General features: G+C 71.7%; 21 protein-coding genes. 10 read left to right on the top strand and 11 right to left on the bottom strand.

All coding sequences use genetic code 11. The annotated features are described in order from the left end of the window. Positions 1 to 18: 18 nt before the first annotated feature. A complete protein-coding gene (sufB, locus tag K6T13_RS08615; protein ID WP_222898059.1) occupies positions 19 to 1440 on the bottom strand; it encodes a Fe-S cluster assembly protein SufB in 1422 nt (473 codons plus the stop codon). Then, positions 1437 to 2093 (bottom strand): helix-turn-helix transcriptional regulator, encoded by a 657-nt coding sequence (locus tag K6T13_RS08610; RefSeq protein WP_249424015.1) that lies wholly within the window; start codon positions 2091 to 2093, stop codon positions 1437 to 1439. Before K6T13_RS08610 ends, sufB begins: the two co-directional genes overlap by 4 nt. Positions 2094 to 2252: 159 nt before the next feature. Here K6T13_RS08610 and K6T13_RS08605 point away from each other — a divergent pair, with 159 nt between their 5' ends. From K6T13_RS08605 to K6T13_RS08590, 4 genes are read left to right on the top strand one after another with little or no spacing between them, the layout of a single operon-like run. Continuing rightward, on the top strand, positions 2253 to 4610 hold the full coding sequence (locus tag K6T13_RS08605) for a xanthine dehydrogenase family protein molybdopterin-binding subunit (protein ID WP_222898057.1): 2358 nt from the start codon (positions 2253 to 2255) through the stop codon (positions 4608 to 4610). 22 nt (positions 4611 to 4632) lie between these two features. Then, entirely contained in the window at positions 4633 to 5571 is a 939-nt protein-coding gene (locus K6T13_RS08600) for an ABC transporter ATP-binding protein (RefSeq protein WP_249424014.1), read from the top strand. Then, on the top strand, positions 5568 to 6338 hold the full coding sequence (locus K6T13_RS08595) for an ABC transporter permease (RefSeq protein WP_430228206.1): 771 nt from the start codon (positions 5568 to 5570) through the stop codon (positions 6336 to 6338). Before K6T13_RS08600 ends, K6T13_RS08595 begins: the two co-directional genes overlap by 4 nt. Beyond that, a complete protein-coding gene (locus tag K6T13_RS08590; RefSeq protein WP_222898056.1) occupies positions 6329 to 7252 on the top strand; it encodes a COX15/CtaA family protein in 924 nt (307 codons plus the stop codon). The genes K6T13_RS08595 and K6T13_RS08590 overlap by 10 nt, the downstream gene beginning before the upstream one ends. On the opposite strand, the gene K6T13_RS08585 is transcribed toward K6T13_RS08590, so the two are convergent. Then, positions 7198 to 8142, bottom strand: coding sequence for a heme o synthase (locus K6T13_RS08585; RefSeq protein ID WP_249424013.1), 945 nt, complete (start codon positions 8140 to 8142; stop codon positions 7198 to 7200). The two genes, K6T13_RS08590 and K6T13_RS08585, sit on opposite strands and share 55 nt — an antisense overlap. A gap of 181 nt (positions 8143 to 8323) precedes the next feature. On the opposite strand from K6T13_RS08585, the gene tkt reads away from it, so the two are divergent. Genes tkt through pgl form a run of 6 tightly spaced genes read left to right on the top strand, consistent with a single transcriptional unit; the run spans position 8324 to position 16372 of the window. Further along, complete coding sequence (tkt, locus tag K6T13_RS08580; RefSeq protein ID WP_249424032.1) at positions 8324 to 10351, top strand: transketolase; 2028 nt, start codon at positions 8324 to 8326, stop codon at positions 10349 to 10351. A gap of 52 nt (positions 10352 to 10403) precedes the next feature. Further along, entirely contained in the window at positions 10404 to 11519 is a 1116-nt protein-coding gene (gene tal, locus K6T13_RS08575) for a transaldolase (RefSeq protein WP_222898054.1), read from the top strand. Beyond that, positions 11516 to 13171 carry a glucose-6-phosphate isomerase gene (pgi, locus tag K6T13_RS08570; protein WP_222898053.1) on the top strand — a complete coding sequence of 552 codons (1656 nt, stop codon included), beginning with the start codon at positions 11516 to 11518 and terminating at the stop codon, positions 13169 to 13171. Before tal ends, pgi begins: the two co-directional genes overlap by 4 nt. Next, complete coding sequence (gene zwf, locus K6T13_RS08565) at positions 13168 to 14724, top strand: glucose-6-phosphate dehydrogenase (protein WP_222898052.1); 1557 nt, start codon at positions 13168 to 13170, stop codon at positions 14722 to 14724. The genes pgi and zwf overlap by 4 nt, the downstream gene beginning before the upstream one ends. Positions 14725 to 14726: 2 nt before the next feature. Continuing rightward, complete coding sequence (locus tag K6T13_RS08560; RefSeq protein ID WP_222898051.1) at positions 14727 to 15638, top strand: glucose-6-phosphate dehydrogenase assembly protein OpcA; 912 nt, start codon at positions 14727 to 14729, stop codon at positions 15636 to 15638. Continuing rightward, positions 15635 to 16372 (top strand): 6-phosphogluconolactonase, encoded by a 738-nt coding sequence (pgl, locus tag K6T13_RS08555; RefSeq protein ID WP_222898050.1) that lies wholly within the window; start codon positions 15635 to 15637, stop codon positions 16370 to 16372. The genes K6T13_RS08560 and pgl overlap by 4 nt, the downstream gene beginning before the upstream one ends. A gap of 136 nt (positions 16373 to 16508) precedes the next feature. Here the strand turns inward: pgl and K6T13_RS08550 are convergent, their stop codons facing one another. The 8 genes from K6T13_RS08550 to K6T13_RS08515 form a co-directional block, all read right to left on the bottom strand. Next, a complete protein-coding gene (locus K6T13_RS08550) occupies positions 16509 to 17489 on the bottom strand; it encodes a type IV toxin-antitoxin system AbiEi family antitoxin domain-containing protein (protein ID WP_222898049.1) in 981 nt (326 codons plus the stop codon). 181 nt (positions 17490 to 17670) lie between these two features. Beyond that, positions 17671 to 18030 (bottom strand): RNA polymerase-binding protein RbpA, encoded by a 360-nt coding sequence (locus K6T13_RS08545; RefSeq protein ID WP_222898048.1) that lies wholly within the window; start codon positions 18028 to 18030, stop codon positions 17671 to 17673. Positions 18031 to 18041: 11 nt separating this feature from the next. Next, a complete protein-coding gene (gene secG / locus K6T13_RS08540; protein WP_222898047.1) occupies positions 18042 to 18278 on the bottom strand; it encodes a preprotein translocase subunit SecG in 237 nt (78 codons plus the stop codon). 73 nt (positions 18279 to 18351) lie between these two features. Beyond that, positions 18352 to 19140 carry a triose-phosphate isomerase gene (gene tpiA, locus K6T13_RS08535; protein WP_222898046.1) on the bottom strand — a complete coding sequence of 263 codons (789 nt, stop codon included), beginning with the start codon at positions 19138 to 19140 and terminating at the stop codon, positions 18352 to 18354. Between the two features lie 40 nt (positions 19141 to 19180). Beyond that, positions 19181 to 20380: a phosphoglycerate kinase gene (locus K6T13_RS08530; protein WP_222898045.1), complete on the bottom strand. Its 1200-nt coding sequence runs from the start codon at positions 20378 to 20380 to the stop codon at positions 19181 to 19183. A 1-nt stretch (position 20381) separates the two neighbouring features. Continuing rightward, the gene (gene gap / locus K6T13_RS08525; protein ID WP_222898044.1) at positions 20382 to 21380 is read right to left on the bottom strand and encodes a type I glyceraldehyde-3-phosphate dehydrogenase; all 999 of its coding nucleotides are present in this window, start codon (positions 21378 to 21380) and stop codon (positions 20382 to 20384) included. Between the two features lie 130 nt (positions 21381 to 21510). Continuing rightward, positions 21511 to 22497, bottom strand: coding sequence for a DNA-binding protein WhiA (gene whiA, locus K6T13_RS08520; protein WP_222898043.1), 987 nt, complete (start codon positions 22495 to 22497; stop codon positions 21511 to 21513). Between the two features lie 50 nt (positions 22498 to 22547). Continuing rightward, a complete protein-coding gene (locus K6T13_RS08515; protein WP_222898042.1) occupies positions 22548 to 23507 on the bottom strand; it encodes a gluconeogenesis factor YvcK family protein in 960 nt (319 codons plus the stop codon). Position 23508: the final 1 nt, after the last annotated feature.

Raw genomic sequence — 23508 nt, 5'->3', positions numbered from 1 at the left:
TTGGCTGCGGCGAAGCCGCTAGCCAACCGCTCCCTCCATCTGCAGCTCGATGAGGCGGTTCAGCTCGAGGGCGTACTCCATGGGCAGCTCCTTGGCGATCGGCTCGACGAAGCCGCGCACGATCATCGCCATCGCCTCGTCCTCGGCCATCCCGCGCGACATCAGGTAGAACAGCTGGTCCTCCGAGACCTTCGAGACCGACGCCTCGTGGCCCATGGACACGTCGTCCTCACGGATGTCGACGTAGGGGTAGGTGTCAGACCGGCTGATCTGGTCGACCAGGAGTGCGTCGCAGAGCACGTTGGACTTGGACCCGTGGGCGCCCTCGTTGACCTGGACCAGGCCGCGGTAGGAGGTGCGGCCGCCACCCCGGGCCACGGACTTGCTCAGGATCGAGCTCGAGGTGTGGGGCGCCGCGTGCACCATCTTGGCGCCGGCGTCCTGGTGCTGGCCCTCGCCCGCGAAGGCGATCGACAGCGTCTCGCCCTTGGCGTGCTCACCCATCAGGTAGACGGCGGGGTACTTCATGGTGACCTTGGAGCCGATGTTGCCGTCGACCCACTCCATGGTGGCGCCGGCCTCGCAGGTCGCCCGCTTGGTCACCAGGTTGTAGACGTTGTTCGACCAGTTCTGGATGGTGGTGTAGCGGCACCGGCCGCCCTTCTTGACCACGATCTCCACGACCGCCGAGTGCAGCGAGTCCGAGGAGTAGATCGGGGCGGTGCAGCCCTCGACGTAGTGCACGTAGGCGTCCTCGTCGACGATGATCAGCGTCCGCTCGAACTGGCCCATGTTCTCGGTGTTGATGCGGAAGTAGGCCTGCAGCGGGATGTCGACGTGGACACCGGGCGGGACGTAGATGAACGAACCGCCCGACCACACGGCCGTGTTGAGCGCGGCGAACTTGTTGTCACCGACCGGGATCACGGTCCCGAAGTACTCCTGGAACAGCTCCGGGTGCTCCTTGAGGGCCGTGTCGGTGTCGAGGAAGAGGACGCCCTGCTCCTCGAGGTCCTCGCGGATCTGGTGGTAGACGACCTCCGACTCGTACTGCGCGGCCACGCCCGCGACGAGGCGCTGCTTCTCGGCCTCGGGGATGCCGAGCTTGTCGTAGGTGTTCTTGATGTCCTCGGGCAGGTCCTCCCAGCTGGTGGCCTGCTTCTCGGTGGAGCGGACGAAGTACTTGATGTTGTCGAAGTCGATGGTCGACAGGTCCGAGCCCCACGTGGGCAGCGGCTTGCGGTCGAAGAGCTTGAGGCCCTTCAGGCGGAGGTCGAGCATCCACTGCGGCTCCGACTTCTTGCCGGAGATGTCGCGGACGACGTGCTCGTTGAGCCCCCGGACAGCGGCGGCGCCGGCGTCGTCGCGGTCGGCCCACCCGAACTCGTAGCGGTCACGCAGACCCTTGAGCTCCGGGTTGAGTTCTTCGATGGAGGTCACTTCTGCTCCCTGTCGTCGGAGGTTCCGGTCCGGGTCGGGACCGGGATGCAGGTGGTGCAGACGCCGTCGCCGTGGGCGATCGTCGCCAGCCGCTGGACGTGGGTGCCGAGCACGCGGCCGATGGCCTCGGTCTCCGCCTCGCACAGCTGCGGGAACTCGTGGGCCACGTGGGACACCGGGCAGTGCTGCTGGCACAGCTGCTCCCCGGCGGCGTGCCCGCCCACGAGCGGCAGCCCGCGGACCCGCGCGGCGTAGCCCTCGTCGGTGAGCACCCGGGCCAGCGCCGCAGCGGGCGAGAGGTCGGGCTGCTCGGCGACCAGGCGTTCGTAGTCGCGCTCGATGAACGCCACGCGGCGGCGGGCGAACTCCAGCACCGCATCGTCGCCCTGGGTCTCGGCGAGGAACCGCAGCGCCTCGACGGCCAGGTCGTCGTAGTGCTGGTCGAACGCGTCGCGGCCGGCGTCGGTGAGCGCGAACACCTTCGCGGGCCGACCCCGGCGGCGGCTGCCGTAGACCCGCTGGTCACGGGCCTCGAGCGTGCCGTCCTCGACCAGGTGGTCGAGATGACGGCGGACAGCTGCCGCCGTCAGGTCCAGCCGCTCGGCGAGCACGGCGGCGGTGGCAGGACCGTGCTCGAGGATCGCGCGGGCCACGCGCTCCCTCGTCGTCCGGTCGCCACCACTGAATTCCACAACGCCAGTGTGCCGTTAATGGTTTCTCCGCTTCAAGTAAGGCCACCCTTAGGCCCCGCGCAGGGCCCCGGCGCCGCTCCGGCGCCGGGGCGCCGAGGGTGCCGCCACTAGTCTCACGGCATGCCGGGATCGATCCTCGGGACCGAGGTACGCCGCGTCGAGGACCCTGACCTGCTCCGGGGTCGCGGGACGTTCGTCGACAACCTCGCCCAGCAGCGCGACGACGTCCTGCACGCGGTCTTCGTGCGCAGCCCCTTCCCCCGCGCACGGATCGCCGGCATCGACCCGGGAGAGGCGGCCGCCGCACCCGGGGTCGTGGCGGTGCTGACCGCGGCGGACCTGCCCCAGGAGCCCGTCCCGGCGTTCGCGACCGCCAACGGCCAGGTGGTGCGGCACGCCCTCGCCCGCGACGAGGTCCAGTACGCCGGGGACCCGGTGGCCCTGGTCGTGGCCGAGACCCGCGCGCAGGCCGTCGACGCTGCCGAGCTGGTCGACGTCGACCACGAGCCGCTCCCCGCCGTCGTCGACCCGGAGCGGGCCGCGGACGAGTCGGCGCCGCAGCTCTACGACGCGCTCCCCCGCAACATCGCCATCCGCCGGCTCGGGGAGGGAGACCCGCTCGAGGACGCCGAGGTCGTCGTCCGGGGCCGCTTCGAGAACAACCGGCTGGCCACGGCCCCCATCGAGGCCAACGCCGTCCTGGTCGACCCCACCCCCGACGAGGCGGGGCACCGGCTCACCCTGTGGCTCTCGACGCAGCACCCGCACCTCGCGAAGCGGCTCCTCACCGAGTGGACGGGGCTCCCGCGGGGCACGGTCCGCGTGGTGGCCCCCCACGTGGGAGGTGCCTTCGGCGGCAAGGCGGGCCTCTCCCCCGACCATGCCGCGGTCGTCGCCGCGGCCATCGCCCTCGGACGGCCGGTGGCGTGGACGGAGACCCGCAGCGAGGCGATGCTCTCGATGCAGGGCCGCGGCCAGGTGCAGTACGTCGAGCTGGGGCTGACCCGCGAGGGGCGGATCACCGGGCTGCGTGCCCGGGTCGTCGGCGACTGCGGCGCGTACGCCGGGTTCGGCGGGTCCTTCGCCTCCGGGTCCACCCGCACCATGGCGCAGGGGCCCTACGTCATCCCGCGGCTCCGCTACGACGGGCTCTCGGTCGTGACCAACACCCCACCCGTGGGTGCCTTCCGCGGCGCGGGCCGGCCCGAGGCAGCCGCGTTGCTGGAGCGCGTGCTCGACCTGGCCGCCGACGAGCTGGGGCTGGCGCCGGAGGAGATCCGGCGCCGCAACTTCGTGACGCCCGACGCGTTCCCCTGGCGCACGCACGCGGGCGCGACGTACGACTCCGGCGACTACGACCTGCCGTTGCGCGAGGCGCTGCGGCTCGCCGACGTCGACGGCCTGCGCGCGGAGCAGGCCCGGCGGCGGGACGCCGGGGACGTCCGCCAGCTCGGGATCGGGATCGCGTCCTACGTCGAGATCACGGGGTTCGGCGGGCGCGAGCACGGCTTCGTGGAGGTGCACGACGACGGCTCAGCGACCGTCCGCGCCGGCACGGCCGCCCACGGGCAGGGTCACGCGACCGCGTTCTCGATGATCGTGGCCGACCGGCTCGGCATCGACCTCGACCGGATCCGCTACGAGCAGGCCGACACCGCCGTGGTGCCCAGTGGCGGCGGCACCGGCGGCGCCCGCTCGCTGCAGATGGGAGGCGAAGCCGTGTCGCGGGCCGCCGCGGAGCTGCTCGACCGGGCGCGCACGCTGGCGGCCGAGCTGCTGGAGGCGTCGGCGGACGACGTCGAGCTGGGTGAGCAGGGCTTCGCGGTCCGCGGCGTCCCGGGCGTGACGCTGGGCTGGGTCGACCTGGCGCGGCGCGCGGCCGAGCACGGCGAGCCGCTCGCGGTCACGACGGACTTCCGGCAGGAGCACTCCACCTTCCCCTTCGGCACCCACGTCGCGGTCGTCGAGGTCGACACCGAGACGGGGCACGTGACCCCGGTCCGGCACGTCGCCGTCGACGACTGCGGCCGGGTGGTCAACCCACTCCTGGTCCGCGGCCAGCAGCACGGCGGTGCCGTGCAGGGCATCAGCCAGGCGCTGTGGGAGCAGTTCGTCCACGACGACGAGGGCACGCCGCTGACCGCGACGTTCGCCGACTACGCGCTTCCCACGACGGCCGACACCACGGCGATCGAGGCCCACAGCACCGAGACGCCCACGCCCCACAACACACTGGGTGCGAAGGGGATCGGCGAGGCTGCCACCATCGGCGCCACCCCGGCCGTCCAGAACGCCGTCGTCGACGCCCTGTCCCACCTCGGTGTGCGCCACGTCGACATCCCCTGCACCCCGGCCCGGGTCCACGCCGCCATCCGCGCGGCGGCCGCCGGGGACGCGGAGCCGTGGCGAGAGCCGCCCGCCGTCTTCGCCGACGAGACGCTCGACGACGCCGAGCCACCCGCGGACGTCGAGGTGTGACATGCGTTCCTAGACTCTCCCCGTGTCCGCCGCCCCGCCCGCCGTCGAGATCGACGGCCTGGTCATGCGGTACGGCGACACCACGGCGGTCGACGGCCTCTCGCTCGTGGTCGCGCCGGGCACCATCACCGCCGTCCTGGGGCCGAACGGTGCCGGGAAGACCACCACCCTGGAGACCTGCGAGGGCTACCGCCGTCCGCAGGAGGGCACGGTCCGGGTGCTGGGGCTCGACCCCCGACGCGACCGCCGCCGGCTGCTCCCCCGCATCGGGGTGATGCTGCAGCAGGGTGGCGCCTGGTCCGGGGTGCGGGCACGCGAGATGCTCGACCACATCGCCCGGCTGCACGCCCATCCCCTGGACACCGACCTGCTGAGCGAGCGGCTCGGGCTCGACGACTGCGGCCGCACCCCCTACCGACGGCTCTCCGGCGGGCAGCAGCAGCGGCTCGGGCTCGCGATGGCCCTGGTGGGGCGGCCGGAGCTCGTGTTCGTGGACGAACCGACAGCGGGGATGGACCCCCAGGCTCGGCGTACGACCTGGGAGCTGCTGGGTGAGCTGCGCGACGACGGTGTCACCGTGGTGCTGACGACCCACTACATGGAGGAGGCCGAGCGGCTCTCCGACCTGGTCCACATCGTCGACCGCGGGCGGCTGGTCGCCAGCGGGTCCCCGCTCCAGCTGACCCGGGGCGGCACGGTGGCCACCATCCGGCTGGTCGTGACCGAGCCGTTCCCTCCCGGCGCACCCCTGTCCCTCCGGGCCCGGCTCGGCGAGGGGACCGAGGTCACCCAGCTCGACGAGGTCAGCCTGCTCGTGACCGGCCCGGCCGACGCGACCACGCTGGCGAAGGTGTCGGCGTGGTGCGAGGAGCACGGCGTGCTGCCGGAGACCCTGAGCCTGGGGCAGCGCAGCCTCGAGGACGTCTTCCTCAAGCTCACCGGGCGGGAGCTCACCTCGTGACCGGCTTCACCCCCGCACCGGGGGCGGCGCCGCTGTCGCGCATGGTCCGGGCCCAGGCGTCCATGGAGACCCGGCTCCTGCTGCGCAACGGCGAGCAGCTCCTGCTCGCCGTGGTCATCCCGGTCATCGTGCTCGTCGGCGGCGTCGTGGGCGCCGAGCGGCTGGGGCTCGACCTCGGGGGGCGCCGGCCGGTCGACGTCCTGACCCCGGGTGTCATCGCGCTCGCCGTCATGTCCACTGCCTTCACCTCGCTCGCCATCGCCACCGGCTTCGAGCGGCGCTACGGCGTCATCAAGCGTCTCGGCGCCTCACCGCTCCCCCGCTCGGGACTGCTCCTCGGCAAGGTGGGCGCCCTGGTCGTCGTGGAGGTCGCCCAGGTCGTCGTCGTCGCCTCGGTCGGCCTCGCCCTCGGCTGGGAGCCCCGCCTCGCCGGCGCCGTCCCGGCCGCCCTGCTGGCCGTCCTCGCCGGCACCTTCGCGTTCGCCGCCCTCGGCCTGCTCGTCGCCGGCGTGCTGCGGGCCGAGGCCACGCTCGCGGCGGCCAACCTGGTCTACCTGCTGCTGCTGACCGGCGGCGCGGTCGTGCTCCCACCCGCGTCGTACGGCGCGCTCGGCGTGGTGGCCCGCTGGCTGCCGTCCGGGGCGCTCGGCGACTCGATGCGCGCCGCCTTCCTCGGTGGGACGTTCCCCGTGGTCCCGCTGCTCGTCCTGCTCGGGTGGGGAGCGCTCGCGACCGTCCTGACCGTGAGGACCTTCCGATGGGAGTGAGGCTCGACCTGTCGCGGCAGGTCCGGCGGCTCGGCTGGGCGTCGTTGGCAGCCAACATCGGCATCGTGCTGACCGGTGGAGCGGTGCGGCTGACGGCCTCCGGGCTGGGGTGCCCGACGTGGCCGCGCTGCACCGAGGAGTCCTTCACCCCGCGCGGTGCCCTCGACTACCACTCGGCCATCGAGTTCGGGAACCGGTTGCTGACCTTCGTGCTCGCCGCCGTCGCGGTCCTGACCTTCGTCTCGGCCTGGCAGACCGGCCGGCGCGACCTGCGGCTGCTGGCGCTGGTGATGGCCCTCGGCATCCCCGCCCAGGCGGTGATCGGCGGGTTCGTCGTGCTGGCCGACCTCAACCCGTGGCTGGTGTCGTTCCACCTGCTGTGCTCGCTGGCGATCATCGGGGTCGCGGTGCTGTTCCTCTGGCGGCTCGACCGGCCGGACCCGGAACCGGCGTCGGGGCGGGTGGTGACCCTCGCGTGGCTGGTCCTCGCCGCCGGCTGGGCCGTGCTGTACGTCGGAACGGTCGTGACCGGTTCGGGGCCCCACGCCGGCGACCGCGACGTGCCCCGCAACGGCCTGGACCCGCTCCAGCTCAGCCAGGTCCACGCCGACCTGGTGTTCCTGTTCGTGGGTCTGACCATCGGTCTCGCGCTGGTGGCCCCCGCCTCGGCCCGACGTGCGGTGCTGGTCCTGCTCGGGCTCGAGCTCGCCCAGGGCCTGGTCGGCTTCGTCCAGTACTTCACCGACCTGCCGGTGCTCCTCGTCGGCATCCACCTGCTGGGGGCGGCGCTGATCTCCGCGGCGATGACGTGGGCCCTGCTCGCCACCCGCGAGCCGCCCACCGCGGTCGCGGCACCGCCTCAGCGGGTGAGCAGCGGGTCGAGCGCGACCGAGACGAAGAGCAGCGAGAGGTAGAGGTTGGAGGAGTGGAACAGCCGCATCGGCTGGATCCGGGCCAGGTCCTCGGTGCCGCGGCTGCGCCCCCACATCCGGTGGGCCTCCACGAGGAACACCGCGCCGAGCACCGCGGCGGCCGCGGGGTAGAACCAGCCGGTGTCGGCGACCGGCCACAGGAGCAGCGAGGTGGCGACCATCGCCCAGCTGTAGAGCACGACCTGGCGCCCGACGCGCTCGGCCCGGGCGACGACCGGCAGCATCGGGACGTCGACGTTGGCGTAGTCCTCGCGGTAGCGCAGGGCGAGCGCCCAGGTGTGGGGCGGGGTCCAGAAGAAGACGACCAGGAACAGGACGACCGGCGGCCAGGCGAGGGACCCGGTGACCGCGGTCCAACCGATCAGGGCGGGGAAGCACCCGGCGAGCCCACCCCAGACGATGTTCTGGGTCGTCCGGCGCTTGAGGAGCACGGTGTAGACGCCGAGGTAGAACACCTCGGCGAGCAGTGCCAGGCCCGCCGAGAGCCAGTTGACCCACGTGGCCAGCACCACGGTCGCCAGCACGCCGAGCACGACCCCGAAGACCGTGGCCGCGACCGGCGACACGATGTGGCGCGGCAGCGCACGGCGACGGGTACGGCGCATCTGCTCGTCGATGTCACGGTCGTAGACGCAGTTGAGGGCCGACGCCGACCCGGAGGACAGGGTCCCGCCCACCACGGTGGCCACGACCAGGCCGAGCTCGGGAACCCCGCGGGCTGCGAAGAACATCACCGGGACGGTGGTCAGCAGCAGCAGCTCGATGACGCGCGGCTTCATCAGGCCCACGTACGCCGCCACCACGTCGCGCGCGCCGGCACGTGCCGGTCCCGGCTGCGTGAGCGCAGGGACCGAATGGCCGACGTATGTCACAGGGATCCTCGGGTACGGGAGCGTGGATGCGCCTCGCAGTCTAACTGGCGACCTGAGTAGTCTCGGTGCTGGCGTGCCATGCGCAGATCGACGTGAGAGGACCCCTGTGACCGACCTTCCCGCCCGACTCGAATGGAACGAACTCGACCAGCGAGCCGTGGACACGGTCCGGGTGCTGGCGATGGACGCCGTGCAGAAGGTGGGCAACGGCCACCCCGGCACGGCGATGAGCCTGGCGCCCGTGGCGTACCTGCTGTTCCAGAAGGTGATGCGGCACGACCCCGCCGACCCCGACTGGATCGGCCGCGACCGGTTCGTGCTCTCCGCCGGACACACGTCGCTGACGCTCTACATCCAGCTCTACCTGGCCGGCTTCGGGTTGGAGCTCGACGACATCAAGGCGCTGCGCACCTGGGGGTCCAAGACCCCCGGTCACCCCGAGTACGGCCACACCGCCGGCGTCGAGACCACGACGGGGCCCCTCGGCCAGGGTGTGGGCAACGCCGTGGGGATGGCGATGGCCGCGCGCCGCGAGCGCGGCCTGCTCGACCCCGACGCTGCCGAGGGAGAGTCGCCCTTCGACCACTTCGTCTACGCCATCGCCAGCGACGGCGACATCATGGAGGGTGTCAGCGCCGAGGCGTCCTCCATCGCCGGCCACCAGCAGCTCGGCAACCTCGTCGTGATCTACGACGACAACGAGATCTCCATCGAGGACGACACCTCCGTCGCCATCAGCGAGGACGTCTCCGCCCGCTACCGGGCCTACGGCTGGCACGTCCAGAACGTCGACTGGACCAACGGGAGCAACGGCTACGAGGAGGACGTCAACGCCCTCTACAAGGCCCTGCGCGAGGCCCGCAAGGTCACCGACAAGCCGTCGTTCATCAACCTGCGGACCGTCATCGCCTGGCCGGCGCCCAACGCCCGCAACACCGGGGCGGCCCACGGCTCGGCACTCGGCGAGGACGAGGTCGCGGCCACCAAGGAGATCCTCGGGTTCGACCCCGCGCGGACCTTCGAGGTCGCCGACGAGGTCCTCGCCCACACCCGTGAGGCCATCGAGCGCGGCAAGCAGGCCGGTTCGGCGTGGGACGAGCAGTACGACGCCTGGGCCAAGGCCAACCCCGACGCCGCGACGCTCCTGCACCGCATGCGCAAGCGCGAGCTCCCGGAGGGCTGGGACGCCGACCTGCCGTCGTTCGAGGCTGACGAGAAGGGCGTGGCGACCCGGAAGGCGTCCGGCGCCGTGATCAACGCCCTCGCCCCCCACCTGCCCGAGCTCTGGGGTGGCTCCGCCGACCTCGCGGAGTCCAACAACAGCACCATCGCGGGTGCGCCGTCCTTCTTCCCGGCCGAGCACTCCACCGACATGTTCACGGGTGACCGCTACGGCCGGGTGCTCCACTTCGGCGTGCGCGAGCACGCGATGGGCGCGATCCTCAACGGGATCACGCTGCACGGCCTGACACGCGTCTTCGGGGCCACGTTCCTGCAGTTCTCCGACTACATGCGCCCGGCGGTGCGGCTCGCCGCCCTCATGAAGATCCCGACGATCTACATCTGGACCCACGACTCCATCGGGCTCGGCGAGGACGGCCCCACGCACCAGCCGGTCGAGCACCTGGCCGCGCTGCGGGCGATCCCGGGCCTGGCCGTCGTGCGCCCCGCCGACGCCAACGAGACCAGCGCCGCGTGGCGTGAGGTGATCCGGCGTACCGACGGCCCGGCTGCGCTGTGCCTGACCCGGCAGAACGTGCCGACCTTCCCCCGCGGCACCGACGGGTTCGCTCCCACCGACGACGTCGCCCGGGGCGGCTACGTGCTGCTCGACGCCGAGGGCGGTGAGCCCGACGTGGTGCTCATCGCGACCGGCTCGGAGGTGCAGCTCGCCGTCGAGGCACGACGCACGCTCGCCGAGCGCGGCGTGTCGGCGCGAGTCGTGTCGATGCCGTGCCGCGAGTGGTTCGACGAGCAGGACCAGTCCTACCGGGACCGGGTCATCCCCCCGATCACCAAGGCCCGCGTGTCGGTGGAGGCCGGCGTCGCCCTCGGCTGGCGCGAGCTCGTCGGCGACCACGGCCGGATCGTGTCGATCGAGGACTACGGCGCCAGCGCCGCCTACCAGCGCATCTTCGACGAGTACGGCGTCACGGCGGAGGCGGTCGTGGCGGCGGCCGAGGACAGCATCGCGGCGGTGTCCGGCTGACAACAGCGGTCCACCGCCGCCGAAACGTGACATCGAGAGGGAGGAACAGACAGTGTTCGAACGACTGCAGCAGCTGACGGAGGCAGGGGTCTCGATCTGGCTCGACGACCTCTCCCGCGAGCGGCTCGAGACCGGCAACCTGGCCGACCTGGTCAAGAACTGGTCGGTCGTGGGGGTGACCAGCAACCCGGCGATCTTCCAGAAGGCACTGGGGGACGGGGAGCGCTATGACGCCCAGGTGCGCGAGCTGGCCGCCGCCGGCGCCGACGTCGACAGCGCGGCCCGGCAGATCACGACCGACGACGTCCGGAACGCCTGCCAGGTCCTGCGGCCGGTCTTCGACGCCACCAACGGTGTGGACGGCCGGGTCTCCATCGAGGTCGGGCCCGGGCTCGCCTACGACACGGCCGGGACGGTCAAGGAGGCCGCCGAGCTCTGGCGGGAGGTCGGCGAGCCCAACCTCTTCATCAAGATCCCGGGCACGCCCGAGGGGTGGCCGGCCATCACCGAGACGATCGCCGCCGGCATCAGCGTCAACGTCACCCTGATCTTCGGGCTCGACCAGTACCGCCACGTCATGGACGCCTACCTCGACGGGCTCGAGCAGGCGGCCGACAACGGCCACGACCTGTCCCAGATCCACTCGGTGGCGTCGTTCTTCGTCTCCCGCGTGGACACCGAGATCGACAAGCGGCTCGAGGGCACGACCTCCGGCCCGGGTACCGACCCCGACCTGCGCGGCAAGGCGGGTGTCGCCAACGCGCGGCTGGCCTTCAAGGCCTACGAGGAGTTCTTCGCCGGCAACCGCTGGCTCACCCTCGCCGGCAAGGGCGCCAACACCCAGCGTCCGCTGTGGGCCAGCACCGGCGTCAAGAACCCCGACTACAAGGACACGCTCTACGTCGACGAGCTGGTGGTGGCCAACACCGTCAACACGATGCCTCAGGAGACCCTCGAGGCGGTCGCCGACCACGGTGAGATCCGCGGCGACCGGGTGCGGCCGTTCTACGACGAGGCCACTGCCCACATGGACGCCCTGGCCGAGGCCGGCATCGACTACGACGACGTGATCGCCACCCTCATCGAGGAGGGTGTCGACAAGTTCGTCACCGCCTGGGACAGCATGCTCGAGACGTTGGAGGAGTCGCTGGAAGCGGCCCGGGCATGACCGCTGGGCCGGTCGACCCGACGACGACGGCGGCCTGGTCGCAGCTCGCAGACCACGCGAAGAGCCTGACCCCCGACCTGCGCGGGTGGTTCGACGCCGATCCCGACCGGGTCGAGCGGCTCACCCTCACGGCTGCCGACCTCCACGTCGACCTGTCCAAGAACCTCGTCGACGACGACGTCGTCCGGGCGCTGGTCGACCTGGGTGAGCAGGTCGGGCTCGCGGAGCGCCGGGACGCGATGTTCCGGGGTGAGCGCATCAACGTGACCGAGGACCGCGCGGTGCTCCACACCGCGCTCCGGCTCCCCGCCGACGCGACGCTGGAGGTGGCCGGCCAGGACGTCGTCGCCGACGTCCACGAGGTCCTGCGCCGGGTCTACGACTTCGCCGAGCGCGTGCGTTCCGGTGCGTGGACGGGTGCGACGGGAGAGCGCATCCGGACGGTCGTCAACATCGGGATCGGTGGATCCGACCTCGGTCCCGTCATGGCGTACGAGGCGCTGGCACCGTACGTGCAGGACGGGCTGGAGTGCCGCTTCATCAGCAACATCGACCCCACCGACTGCGCCACCACGCTCGCCGGTCTCGACCCGGCGACCACGCTGTTCATCGTCTCCAGCAAGACCTTCGGCACCCTCGAGACCCTGACCAACGCGCGGCTCTGCAAGGCATGGCTCCTCGACGGGTTGGCCGACCAGGATCCCGACGAGGCCGTGGCCCGCCACTTCGTGGCCGTGTCGACCGCCCTCGACAAGGTGGCCGAGTTCGGGATCGACCCCGACAACGCCTTCGGGTTCTGGGACTGGGTGGGGGGCCGGTACTCCCTCGACTCCGCCATCGGCACGTCCCTCGTCGTGGCGATCGGTCCCGAGCGGTTCGCCGAGCTGCTGGCCGGGATGCACGCCATGGACGAGCACTTCCGCACGGCCGAGACGGCGCGCAACGTCCCGGCGCTGATGGGTCTGCTCAACGTCTGGTACACCAATTTCCTGGGTGCCGGGACCCACGCGGTGCTCCCCTACGCCCAGCTGCTGCACCGCTTCCCGGCCTACCTCCAGCAGCTGACGATGGAGTCCAACGGCAAGGGTGTGCGCTGGGACGGCGAGCCCGTCACCACGGCCACCGGCGAGGTGTTCTGGGGCGAGCCCGGCACCAACGGCCAGCACGCCTTCTACCAGCTCATCCACCAGGGCACCCGGCTCGTTCCGGCCGACTTCATCGCCTTCGCCGAACCGGCCCACCCCCTGCAGGACGGGGACGCCGACGTCCACGAGCTGTTCCTCGCCAACTTCTTCGCGCAGACCCGGGCCCTGGCCTTCGGCAAGACCGCGGAGGAGGTGCGAGCGGAGGGGACCGACGAGAGCCTGGTGTCCGCGCGGGTCTTCCCGGGCAACCGGCCCACCACCTCGATCATGGCGCCGGCCCTCACCCCGTCGGTGCTCGGGCAGCTGATCGCCCTCTACGAGCACATCACCTTCGTGCAGGGCGTGGTGTGGGGCATCGACAGCTTCGACCAGTGGGGCGTCGAGCTGGGCAAGCAGCTCGCCCAGCAGGTCACCCCCGCGGTCGGGGGCGACGCCGAGGCGCTCGCCGAGCAGGACACCTCGACCCGGTCGCTCATCGACTACTACCGGAGGCACCGCTCGCGATGACCCCCCGCACGTCGGCGTACGCCACGAACCCGCTCCGGCACCCCGAGGACCGGCGGCTGCCGCGGATCGCGGGGCCCTCGGGCATGGTGCTCTTCGGCGTCACCGGCGACCTGTCGCGCAAGAAGATCATGCCGGCCATCTACGACCTGGCCAACCGTGGTCTGCTGCCGCCTGGCTTCAGCCTCGTCGGCTTCGCCCGGCGCGAGTGGGCCGACCAGGACTTCGCCCAGATCGTGCACGAAGCCGTCAAGGAGCACTCGCGGACCGAGTTCCGCGAGGAGGTGTGGCGCCAGCTCTCCGAGGGATTCCGCTTCGTCCCGGGCGACTTCTCCGACGACCTCGCCTTCGACAGGCTGCGCCGCACGATCGAGGAGCTCGACGTCACACGCGGCACCGGCGGCAACCACGCGTTCTACCTCTCCATCCCGCCGCGGTTCTTCGGCGACGTCGTGCAGCAGCTGCAGGAGCACGGGCTGGCCGAGGAGCGACCCGGCACGTGGCGACGGGTCGTCGTCGAGAAGCCCTTCGGGCACGACCTCGAGTCGGCGCGCGAGCTCAACGCCAGCATCGGCGAGGTCTTCCCGAGCGGCTCGGTCTTCCGCATCGACCACTACCTCGGCAAGGAGACCGTCCAGAACATCCTCGCCATGCGGTTCGCCAACTCGATGTTCGAGCCGATCTGGAACGCCAACTACGTCGACCACGTGCAGATCACGATGGCCGAGGACATCGGCATCGGCGGACGGGCCGGCTACTACGACGGCATCGGCGCGGCCCGCGACGTGATCCAGAACCACCTGCTCCAGCTGATGGCGCTGATCGCCATGGAGGAGCCGACCGACTTCGACGCCGACGCGCTCCGGATCGAGAAGCAAAAGGTGCTCGCCGCCATCACGCTCCCGAAGCGGCTGGACCGCACCACCGCGCGAGGTCAGTACGCCGCGGGCTGGTCGGGCGGCGTGAAGGTGGCGGGCTTCCACGACGAGGAGGGCATCCCGGCGTCGTCGACCACCGAGACCTACGCCGCCATCACGCTCGGCATCGACAACCGGCGCTGGGCCGGGGTGCCGTTCTACCTGCGTCACGGCAAGCGGCTGGGGCGACGTGTCACCGAGGTGGCCGTGGTGTTCAAGCGGGCGCCCCACCTGCCGTTCCACGCCAGCGCCACCGAGGAGCTGACCCAGAACGCCCTCGTCGTACGCGTGCAGCCCGACGAGGGCCTGACGCTGCGGTTCGGGTCGAAGGTGCCGGGCACCTCGATGGAGATCCGCGACGTGACCATGGACTTCGCCTACGGCGGCACCTTCACCGAGGCGTCGCCCGAGGCCTACGAGCGGCTCATCCTCGACGTGCTGCTGGGTGACCCGCCGCTCTTCCCGCGCCACGAGGAGGTCGAGCAGTCGTGGCGCATCCTCGACCCGGTCCTCGAGCACTGGGCGCGGCAGGACGAGAAGGGCAAGCACAAGCCAGAGCCCTACGCCGCCGGCACCTGGGGTCCTTCCTCGGCCGAGGCGATGCTGGCCCGTGACGGACGAACGTGGCGGAGGCCCTGAGGATGATCGAGCTCACCGACACCGACAGCGCGGAGATCGCGGCCGAGTTCGTGCGCGCCCGTACGCGCGCCGGCAGCCCCGCCATGGGCATGGTGATGACGCTCGTGGTCGTCGTCGACGAGGACGACGCCCCCGACGCCATGGACGCCGCCCGCAAGGCCTCGCACGAGCACCCGGCACGGATCCTGGGGGTCATCCGCGGCGACGGCCGCGGCGCCGCGCGGGTCGATGCCCAGGTCGGCATCGGCCAGGGGTGGACCGGCGAGGCGGCCCTGATCCGGCTCAAGGGCGAGGTCGTGCGGCACGCGGAGTCCGTCGTGCTGCCCCTGCTGCTGCCCGACTCCCCGGTGGTCGTCTGGTGGCCGACCGACCACCCCTCCGACCCCGCCGCCGACCCGCTGGGCCGGTTGGGGCAGCGGCGGATCACCGACAGCGCCTTCGTGTCCCGCGGCAAGGTCCGCGCCCTGCAGGCCCAGTGCCAGTCCTACGCGCCGGGCAACACCGACCTCGCCTGGACCCGGATCACCCCCTGGCGGGCGCTGCTGGCGGCAGCACTCGACCAGCACCCGGTGAAGGTGAAGGCGATCCGGGTGGCGGCCGAGCGCATCAGCCCGAGCGCCGACCTGCTGCTCGCGTGGCTCTCCGACCGGCTGCGGGTGCCCGCCGAACGCGTCACCTCCCAGGGCCCCGGCATCACGGAGGTCTGCCTCGAGACGGCCGACGGGGACATCACGATCACCCGGCCCGACGGCAGGCTGGCGACGTTCACCTCCCCCAGTCGGCCCGACCGACCCGTCGCGCTCAAGCGCCGTGCCATCCCCGAGCTGCTCGCCGAGGAGCTCCGGTGGAGCGACGAGGACGACATCTACGCCGCGACCGCCAAGCGGTTGCTCGCCCTGGAGGCGGCGTCGTGATCACCCGGGTCGAGGTCTTCGAGGACGCCGACTCGTTGGCGGCCGCCGTCGCCGGCGAGCTCTTGACGCGCCTCGCGACGGCCCAGGCGCGCGGCGACGAGCCCGACGTCGTCCTCACCGGCGGCAGCATCGCCGAGCGCATCCACGGGGTCCTGGGCCGACACGCTCCTGACGCCCAGGTCGACTGGTCGCGCGTGGGCGTCTGGTGGGGCGACGAGCGCTACGTCGCCGCCGACAGCCCCGACCGGAACGCCGGTCAGGCGCGGCAGGCCTTCCTCGAGCACGTCCCGGTCGACGCCAGCCGGGTGCACGAGGCGCCGGCCGCGGACTCGGGTATGGCCCTGGCAGACGCCGCAGCGGCGTACGGCGCCGCGCTGGAGGAGTCGGGCACCGGCGTCTTCGAGGTGCTGATGCTCGGCATCGGCCCCGACGGGCACGTCGCCTCGCTGTTCCCGGGCCACGCCGCGTTGGCTGTGGAGGACCGGTCGGTGGTGGCGGTTCCCGACTCCCCCAAGCCCCCGCCCGAGCGGATCAGCCTCACCCTGCCGGCCCTCAACCGGAGCCGGGCGGTGTGGTTCGTCGCGAGCGGCGAGGGCAAGGCGGAGGCTGTCGCCCGGGCCCTGGCAGACGACGGATCGGTCGACCAGACCCCGGCCCGGGGCGTCACCGGCATGCCCGACGGGAGCAGCGAGGTGGTGTGGTTCCTCGACCGCGCCGCAGCCTCCCACCTCTAGCCGAGCCGTCACTCCAGCTGGTTCACAACCCGCCGAGCCGTCACTTCGGCTCGTTCAGTCCGCGCCGAGCCGTCACTGCAGCTCGTTCAGTCCGCGCCGAGCCGTCACTCCAGCTCGTTCCATCCGCGCCGAGCCGTCACTGCGGCAGGTAGTGACCCTGCGGCACCCACCGTCCAGACCTCCGCCGGGCATCGCTCGCCCCCTGCATCAGACGTGGCGTGGGGTCTCCACGCGGGAAGATGTCGGCGTCCACGAACACGTCGATCAGCCACCCCCGCTCCTCGTCCAACCACCCCAACCGTGCCTCGTCGGACTCGACGTCCTCGTGGAACGCCCGGCCGTTGTACTCCGCGCCGTACCGCAGGTCGTCGTTGCCGACGTCGATGCGACAGCGGACGATGCCGCCATCGTGGACCGGCAGCTGCGGATCGGGCGGCGGGAGACCGGGCGTCTCCAGCCAGTGCAGGCGGAGGACGGACTCCGGCGGCGACTCAGCCCGCCGGTCCGCGAGCGGCGCCAGGGTGCGGAGCTGGACCACACCACGCTCACCGCGGAACCGACGGACCCCGTCGAGCAGCTCCTCGTGGCGCACGCCAGCACGAAGGAGCGCGTCGAGCGCCGCGAGGGCGTGGTAACGGTTGAGCCGACGTCCGAGGTCCAGAGCGGTGCGCAGCTTGGTGGTCACGAGTACGCCGCCGATGACCATGACGTCCTCGTCGCGCATGCGCCGCTCACCGCTGGTGACGCTCGGCCGGCGTACTCGGCTCCTTGCCCGGGAGTAGATCTCCACGGGTGGCATCTCGTGCACTGCCGACGCCGGGAGGACGTCGACCATGTGGAGCCAGGCGGCAGTGCGGTCGGTGACGACCGCGAACGGAGGGACGACCGCGGCGAGGGCCTCGGCACGAAGCTCGATCGAGTCGACAGCCTGGGCGGCCACGTAGACCCCGCGGAGCACCTGGCGGACGAGACCGCGTCGGAGCAATGTCGACAGGCGTGCTCGGGAGACGCCGAGCTTCTCGGCCTGCGCCCTGGTGAACGGTCTGGTCAGCGGCAGTGGGCAACGCTCGTCGAGGAACGGCAGGTCGGGCGGCAGCCATGACACGCGTTGGGACATGGCCTCACTGTTGCCGGACTACGTCCATGCGCGGGCCGGTCGTCCACAGGGCGCTACCAGAAGCAGCAGGAGTGACGGCTCGGCGCTTCGTCAACCAGCAGGAGTGACGGCTCGGCGGGTGACGAACCAGCCGCAGTGACGGCTCGGCGGGTTGTGAACCAGCCGGAATGACGGCTCGGCGTCAGAAGATCAGGTCGCCGGACTTGCGGCGGGAGCGGAGCAGCTCGAGGGCCTCGTCGAGGATGTCGGCGGCCTCGGCGTCGGAGCGGCGCTCCTTCACGTAGGCCAGGTGCGTCTTGTAGGGCTCGATCTTCGGCGCCGGGGGCGGGTTCTCCGAGTCCACGCTCGCCGGGAGCCCGCACTTGGGGCAGTCCCACGAGTCGGGGATGGCCGCCTCGACCGAGAAGGTCACGACCGAGCGGTGGTCGTGGGAGCAGTAGTAGGCGACCGACTGCCGGGGTGCGGCCTCGCCGCGCTCGGCCTCGCCCATCGGTCCGGCGCCGACCCGGCTGCCGCGAATCGCGTTTCCACCTTGAGCCACGGGGGTCCCTCTCAGCTCTGGTAGGCCTTGAGCAGGCCAAGGGCGAGGATGCAGGCGAACCAGATCACGCCGATGCCGACGGTGATGCGGTCCAGGTTGCGCTCCGCGACCGAGGAGCCTCCCAGCGAGCTCGAGACACCGCCGCCGAACATGTCGGACAGGCCGCCGCCGCGGCCCTTGTGCAGGAGCACCAGGGCGATCATGAGCAAGCTCGTCAGGACGAGCAGGATGGTGAAGAGCAGGGTCACGGTCGAGAATCCTAACTGACGGGTCAGATGTCCGAGCGCTCCCCCGAGCACGCGTGGCGTACGTGTTGCTGGATCAGAGCAGTGGCATGTCGTAGAAGCGGCAGATGCCGCCGAACTCGTCGGCCTGCAGGCTCGCACCACCCACCAGGCAGCCGTCGACGTCGTTGCGGTCCATGATGCCGGCGACGTTGGCCGCCTTCACCGAGCCGCCGTAGAGGACGCGTACGCCGTCGGCCGCCGTGTCACCGTGCACCTCGCGGATCCGCTCGCGGATGGCGGCGCACACCTCCTGGGCGTCGTCGGGCGTGGCGACCTCCCCGGTGCCGATGGCCCACACCGGCTCGTAGGCGACCACGAGCTCGGCCACCTGCTCGGCCGAGAAGCCCGCGAGCGAGCCGTCGACCTGGGCCAGCGTGTGGGCGACGTGCTCGCCGGCCTGACGCACCTCGAGCCCTTCGCCGACACAGACGATCGGGGTCATGCCTGCCGCCAGGGCGCGGTGGGCCTTGGCGTTGACGAGCTCGTCGCTCTCGCCGTGGTGCTCGCGGCGCTCGGAGTGGCCGACCACCACGTAGGAGCAGCCGAGCTTCGCGAGCATCGCGGCGGAGATCTCGCCCGTGTAGGCGCCTCCCTCGTGCTGGGAGACGTCCTGGGCGCCGTACTTCACCAACAGCTGGTCGCCGTCGACGAGGGTCTGCACCGACCGCAGGTCGGTGAACGGCGGCACCACCACCACCTCGACCTGCTGGTAGTCGTGCTTCTTGTCGGCGAGCGTCCACGCCAGCTTCTGGACCAGCACCACCGCTTCCTGGTGGTTCAGGTTCATCTTCCAGTTGCCGGCCATCAGGGGCGTGCGGGTCATGCGGGCTCCTTGGAGGGTGGGAGGGAGGCGGAGACGTGGGTCAGCGCTCGAGCACCGCGATGCCGGGGAGCTCCCTGCCCTCGAGGTACTCGAGGCTGGCGCCACCACCGGTCGAGATGTGGCCGAAGCGCGACTCGTCGAAGCCCAGGGCGCGGACGGCGGCCGCGGAGTCGCCGCCCCCGACCACCGACAACCCCTGGACGCCGGTCAGCGCCTCGGCGACCGCGCGGGTGCCCTCGGCGAAGGCGGGCGTCTCGAACACGCCCATGGGGCCGTTCCAGAAGACGGTCGTCGCACCGCCCACCACCTCGGCGAACCGCGCCGCGGCGGTGGGTCCGATGTCGAGACCCAGGCTGTCGGCCGGGATGGCGTCGGCGGCGACGACCTGCGGCTGCGGCTCCCGGTCTCCCGACGGGAACGCCGTGTCGACCACCACGTCGGCGGGGAGCACGATCTCGACCCCGGTCTCCTCGGCGCGCGCGAGGTAGTCGCGACAGGTGTCGAGCTGGTCCTCCTCGAGCAGGCTCTTGCCGACCTCGTGGCCCTGGGCCGCGAGGAAGGTGAAGACCATCCCGCCGCCGATGAGCAGCGTGTCGGCCTTGGTGAGGAGGTTGTCGATGACACCCAGCTTGTCCGAGACCTTCGACCCGCCCAGCACCACGGCGTAGGGCCGCTGCGGCTCGTGGGTGAGGCGGTGGAGCACCTCGACCTCGTCGGCGACGAGGCCGCCCATCGCTGCGGGCAGTCGCAGCGCGATGTCGTAGACGGAGGCCTGCTTGCGGTGCACGACGCCGAACCCGTCGCTGACGAAGGCATCCGCCAGCTTGGCGAGCTCGCTGGCGAAGGCCGCACGGACCTCGTCGTCCTCGCTCGTCTCACCGCTGTTGAACCGGACGTTCTCGAGCACCGCGACCTCGCCGTCGTCGAGGGCGTCGACGGTGGTCGAGGCGCTCTCGCCCACGGTGTCGGTCGCGAAGGCGACGTCCTGCCCCAGCAGCTCGCCCAGGCGCGCCGCCACCGGCGCGAGGGAGTACGCCGGGTCCGGCTCGCCCTGCGGGCGACCGAGGTGGGCCATGACGACGACGCGGGCACCCGCGTCGGTCAGCCGACGGATGGTGGGCACGCTGGCCCGGATCCGCCCGTCGTCGGTGATCGTGGTGCCGTCGAGAGGCACGTTGAGGTCCGACCGGACGAGGACCCGCTTGCCGCGGAGATCGCCCAGCGCGTCGATCCCCGCCACGTCAGAGCGAGGAGCCGATGTGGGTGATCAGGTCGGCCAGCCGGTTGGAGTAGCCCCACTCGTTGTCGTACCAGCCGGCGACCTTCACCTGGTTGCCGATGACCTTCGTCAGCGGCGCGTCGAAGATGCAGGACGCCGGGTCGGTGACGATGTCGGTGGAGACGATCGGGGCGGTCGAGTAGCGCAGGAACCTGCCGTCGGCCGCGGCCTTCACGATCTCGTTGACCTCCTCGACCGAGGTCTCGCGCGAGGCCTCGAAGGAGAGGTCGGTGAGCGACCCGGTCGGGGTCGGCACCCGCAGTGCGTAGCCGTCGAGCTTGCCCTTGAGCTCGGGCAGCACCAGCCCGATCGCCTTCGCGGCGCCGGTGGAGGTCGGCACGATGTTGACCGCCGCGGCCCGGGCACGGCGCAGGTCCTTGTGGATGTTGTCCTGCAGGTTCTGGTCGGCGGTGTAGGCGTGGATGGTGGTCATCAGGCCGTTGTTGATGCCGAGGCCGTCGTTGAGGGCCTTGGCCATGGGGGCCAGGCAGTTGGTGGTGCAGGAGGCGTTGGAGATCACCGTGTGCTGCTCGGCGTCGTAGAGCTCGTGGTTGACGCCCATCACGACGGTGATGTCCTCGTTCTTGGCCGGCGCGGAGATGATCACCTTCTTGGCCCCGCCCGAGTCGACGTGGGCGCGCGCCTGGGTGGCGTCGGTGAAGAAGCCGGTCGACTCGACCACCACGTCGACGCCGAGGTCGGCCCACTTCAGGCTGGCCGGGTCGCGCTCGGCGAAGGCGGCCACCTCCTGGTCACCCACCTTGATCGCGTTGTCGGTGCTCGTCACCTCGGCGTCGAGCCGCCCCAGGATCGAGTCGTACTGGAGCAGGTGCGCGAGCACCGCGTTGTCGGTGAGGTCGTTGACGCCGACGATCTCGATGTCGGCGTCCGAGGCCTGGACGGCGCGGAAGAAGTTGCGGCCGATGCGGCCGAAGCCGTTGATACCTACACGAACGGTCACAGCAGGTCTCTCCTGAGTGGGTGGGTCGGTTCGGGTTCGACCCTATCGCCACCCCGGATCCGGGACGAGCGTCGGTCCCAGGTACGGGTGAGTAACGTTGGAACGATCCAATCCGTGCTACCGGATCGGGTCACCCCTCGGCGAGCATGTCCGGGGTCAGCGAGGCCTCGGTGTCGGGGATGCCGAGCTCCTCGGCGCGCTTGTCGGCCATGGCCAGCAGCCGCCGGATCCGGCCGGCGATCGCGTCCTTGGTGAGCGCGGGCTCGTGGAGCTGCCCAAGCTCCTCCAGGGACGCCTGCTTGTGCTCGAGCCGGAGGCTCCCCGCCTGTCGCAGGTGGTCGGGGATCTCCTCGCCCAGGATCTCCAGGGCTCGATCGACGCGAGCGCCGGCCGCGACCGCGGCGCGGGCGGAACGGCGCAGGTTGGCGTCGTCGAAGTTGGCGAGCCGGTTGGCGGTCGCCCGGACCTCGCGACGCATCCGCCTCTCCTCCCAGGCCATCAGGGACTCGTGAGCGCCGAGGCGCGTCAGCAGCGCGCCGATGGCGTCGCCGTCGCGGATCACCACGCGGTCGACGCCGCGGACCTCACGTGCCTTGGCCTGGATCCCGCCGAGCCGGCGAGCCACGCCCACGAGGGCCAGGGCGGCCTCGGGCCCCGGACAGGTCACCTCGAGGGAGGAGGAACGACCCGGCTCGGTCAGCGAACCGTGAGCGAGGAAGGCGCCGCGCCAGGCGGCCACGGCGTCACAGCTCCCCCCGGAGACGACGGCCGGCGGGAGTCCGCGCACCGGCCGGCCACGCTGGTCGAGGAGCCCGGTCTGGCGGGCGAGCGCCTCACCGTCCTTGACGATCCGGACGAGGTAGCGGCTCCCCTTGCGGATGCCGTTGCCCTGCACCATGACGACGTCGGACTGGTGGCCGTAGACCTCGGCGATGTTGGTGCGCAGCCGTCGCGCGGCCGAGCCGGTGTCGAGCTCGGCCTCCACGACCACCTTGCCGCCGACGAGGTGGAGCCCACCGGCGAAGCGGAGGGTCGAGGCGACCTCGGCCTTGCGGCAGCAGGTCTTCGAAATCGAGGTGCTGGACAGCTCTGCCTTCACCTGGGCCGTCATCGCCATGCGCCCGATCCTGCCATGCGCGTCAACGATCCGCTGGGACCCGTGCGCAGTCACTCCCCGGTGAGGATCTGCTCGTAGGCCTTGGCCAGCAGGTCGGGGTCGTGGCGGGCACCCGCCGCGGGGTCGGCGACGTCGGCCACCACCAGCCGGGCGTCGTACGACGCCACCGCGCCCTGCAGCACGTCGTGGTCGGTCACGGTGCGGGTGTCGGCCAGCACCGTGTGGACCGTCAGCTCCGGCGCGTGCTCCATGAGCGCCGCCAGGTGGTCCTCCGGGGCGTAGCCCTGGGTCTCCCCCGGCTGCTCCTCGAGGTTGAGCACGACCATCACCCGGGCCCGGGTCGACACCAGCGCGTCGCGGAGCTCCGGCACCAGCAGGTGCGGGATGACCGAGGTGAACCAGGACCCCGGCCCGAGCACGACCCAGTCGGCGTCGAGCACCGCCTGCACCGCCTCGGGGCAGGCCACCGGGTCGGCGGGGTCGAGCGCGACGCTGGAGATGATGCCCTCGGTGGTCGCCACCTCGACCTGGCCGCGCACCGTCGTGGGCACGTCGCCACCGGCCAGGCCACGCACCTGGGCGGTGATGTCGAGCGGTGTCAGGGCCATCGGCAGGACCCGACCGCGGGCTCCCAGCAACCTTCCCACCCAGTCGAGGGCGGACACGTGGTCGCCGAGCCGCTCCCACAGGCCCACGATGAGCAGGTTCCCGATGACGTGGCCGTTCATGTCCCCCTCGCCGGCGAAGCGGTGCTGGACCACGTCGGCCCAGGTGCGACCCCACTCGTCGTCACCGCACAGGGCTGCCAGCGCCATCCGCAGGTCGCCTGGGGGCAGCACCCCGAACTCACCCCGGAGCCGGCCGGAGGAGCCGCCGTTGTCGGCGACCGTCACCACGGCGGTGACCTGGTCGAGGGTCAGCTCGTCGTGGAGCTTGCGGAGCGCGCTGAGCGAGGCGTGCAGCCCGTGGCCGCCGCCGAGGGCAACCGCCGACTGGGCGAGGGGACGCACC

Origin of the sequence: Nocardioides coralli (assembly GCF_019880385.1) — a bacterium.
Taxonomy (GTDB): Bacteria; Actinomycetota; Actinomycetes; order Propionibacteriales; family Nocardioidaceae; genus Nocardioides; species Nocardioides coralli.
Note: the sequence above shows the minus strand (reverse complement) of the source record. Positions and strands in the feature narration are given on the sequence as shown.